The 2694-nt window shown below is 55.8% G+C and carries 2 protein-coding genes; both read left to right on the top strand.

Annotation, left to right across the window (positions count from 1 at the left end):
• A partial coding sequence (locus JF66_RS22680; protein WP_197059525.1) for a sugar transferase occupies window positions 1-325 on the top strand: 325 nt, incomplete at its 5' end.
• 73 nt (window positions 326-398) lie between these two features.
• On the top strand, window positions 399-1652 hold the full coding sequence (locus JF66_RS20375) for a polysaccharide pyruvyl transferase family protein (RefSeq protein ID WP_081882533.1): 1254 nt from the start codon (window positions 399-401) through the stop codon (window positions 1650-1652).
• Window positions 1653-2694: the final 1042 nt, after the last annotated feature.

The following is a 2694-nucleotide window of genomic DNA, read 5'->3' as shown; positions in this document are numbered from 1 at the left end:
GACTTCAGCAGGGCGAATTCTGCGGCGGTACAGCCTGGACGAGCTTCCGCAACTCTTCAACGTACTCGGCGGGAGCATGTCTCTCGTAGGACCGCGGCCTCCGTTAGAGCGCGAAGTCAACGAATACGAGAAGCACGTACATCGACGCTTCCTCGTGAAACCCGGAATCACCGGCCCTTGGCAAGTGGGAGGACGGTCCAACCTTTCTTGGGAAGACACGGTTCGGCTCGATCTGTACTACGTAGAGAACTGGTCGATCATGGGAGACGTCGTAATCCTGTGGCGGACGGCGAATGCTGTATTGGCACGGGAGGGTGCTTTCTAACTAACTTGGGGGAGCGAATACGGCAGACGTCGTTCCATCAATATTTTTCTGGACCGTGAGAGACGAACAATGGATGGCCATGCAGGTAGTGATTACGAACGCTGTTCTCGGAAATAGCGGGGATGCAGCGATCCTTCAAGGGATCCGGGAAGCCTTAATATCGACGGGTGTCGCAAGTTCCGGTGAGATTTCCGTTCACGATAGCGATGGAACCATGGGGAGAGCGCTATATCCGGAATGGTCAGTTTCCCAGCAGGCTTCATATGCACCGGCCGGTCATCCTCGACTGGTTCGATACGTTAGCAGGGCAATTAGGCGATCCATTGTTCGACTCTTAGTCGTAAGTGAACGTGCTCGACGAATTTCATGTTGGCGAGTATGGGCCGACCACTGGCAAATGGGTCGGACGATCAGGGAAATTCGGGATGCCGATATCGTCATAAGTAGTGGCGGCACCTATCTCGTCGACCACTACAACTTTTCGGGGCGTGCGCTGGAGCTCGAACTGGCAAAAGCTTTCGGCGGCAAAGTTGTCCTCTGGACGCAGTCAATGGGGCCCTTTCAAACCACGCGTTCCGCCCGTGATTTTGCAAAAATCGCGCAGGTCGTCGATGCGGTCTTTTTTAGGGATGAGAAGTCTCGCGTTTCGTGGTCGAATGCAGCCCCACTGCCCCTAGTTTCTGCGGTGGTGGCCGACGCCGCATTCGCAATCACCCCAACGGTTTCATCCGCTTCCGCTTGTATACGGGACTCGCGGCCCACCGCCATAATCTCGGTTCGAGAATGGCGGACGGCCGTTGTGGGCGAAGCCTTCTCGTTTGACAGCTACGCCCAGGCCATGAGAGAAGGCGCAATCTACTTGTTGTCGAAGGGTTGGCGCTGCGTTGCACTCTCGACTTGTCAAGGTGTTGAGCGTTACGCGATCAACGATTCCAAGACTGCCACGGCAATTTTCGACGGGCTCGATGTCGAAATAAACTCGGCGCATCACACTCCTTCCCAGCTAATTCGGGAGCTGGAAGACGCTAAATTGGTGGTTTCTACGCGAATGCACTTGGCTATTTTGGCGACTATCGCGCGGGTGCCCGTTATTGCAATAGCCTACGAGTTCAAGACGACGGAGCTCTTTGCGGCCTTGGGACGTAGTGCGAATGTCACGAACATCGAAGATGTTTCGGGTGGATGGATTCAAGACCGAGTCGATGCACTCGAGATTTCTTCAAACGTGCTGTCTGATGACGAAATTGCCGAACTGTCCAAGTCGAGCTCATCCCCAGCAATTCAACTAATCAGGGCGTTCTCGCTGTCCGCTGCGCTCAAGTCGTAGTGCAAATACTAAAGAAGCTCACGTGGTCATTTGGGGATCAGGCCGCATCAAGTGTGTCAAACCTCCTTTTATCTATTGTCTTGGCCCAACAACTGTCACTGTCGGCCTTCGGAGGCTTTGCGCTCGCATACGCCGTGTATCAAGTCATGGTCGGTGTATCGAGGGCCTCGGTCGGCGAGCCGACACTTATTCGGGTAAGCCTCACGAACGAACGTGACCGTTCTGCCCACGTGGGCGCGGGGACATTTGGTGCGAGTCTCTGGCTTGGAATCGTGTTCGCGCCTGTTTGCTTAGGCGTGGGTCTACTCACGGATGGACCCGTCGCTGCCGCGTTCCTTGTGCTCGGAGCGTGTGCGCCGATGCTGATGGTATTCGACGGACTTCGATACTGGTGCTTTGCGCGAGGGCGGGCGCGGAGTGCATTCCTGTTGGACTTTACGTGGCTCCTTGTGCAGATCGTCGGGTTTGTCGTGCTCCTCGCCTCACGCAACAACACTTTGGTTCCGCTAATGGGAATGTGGGGGCTTGCCGCTGGCTTGGTAGCGATCGTCTATCTCACAGCGGTCCGTACCGCACCTTCTCTGAGGGCAGGACTTTCTTGGTATAAGTCCCACAGAGATCTGTCTCCTCGCTTTCTCGGCGAGTATGCGACTATTTCTGGAGTCCAACAGAGCGTTATCCTGTTCACGGTGGCGTTCGTTGGAGTCGAATCCGTCGGGGCTATTCGGGCTGGACAGGTCATTCTGGGACCACTGAACGTGGTAACTGCGGGGATCGCAGTGATCGTTTTGCCAATTCTAGCTAGAAGCGCCAAGACGCGGCTTTCTGCGTTACCGAAGATGTCTGGGCTTATATCCGTCACTCTGGCCGGAATGGCGGTGTTATATGGTGCCCTCGCTATGTTCCTACCAGACTCAGCGGGGATATGGATGCTCGGGGACAGCTGGGCCAGTGGATCGTCCTTAATCTTGCCTCTCGTGCTGGCGACAGCGGCCGGTGGGCTGTCCTACGGTGCAACGTCAGCGCTCCGTGCGATGCAGAA

It is taken from the genome of Cryobacterium sp. MLB-32 (genome assembly GCF_000738085.1).
Taxonomy (GTDB): domain Bacteria; phylum Actinomycetota; class Actinomycetes; order Actinomycetales; family Microbacteriaceae; genus Cryobacterium.
The sequence above is the reverse complement of the archived record's forward strand: the minus strand, read 5'-3'. Positions and strand labels throughout refer to the sequence as shown.

Bases quoted from the DNA above. Each gene is read 5' to 3' on its own strand.
- JF66_RS20375 (WP_081882533.1), top strand. From the start codon at position 399: ATGGCCATGCAGGTAGTGATTACGAACGCTGTTCTCGGAAATAGCGGG.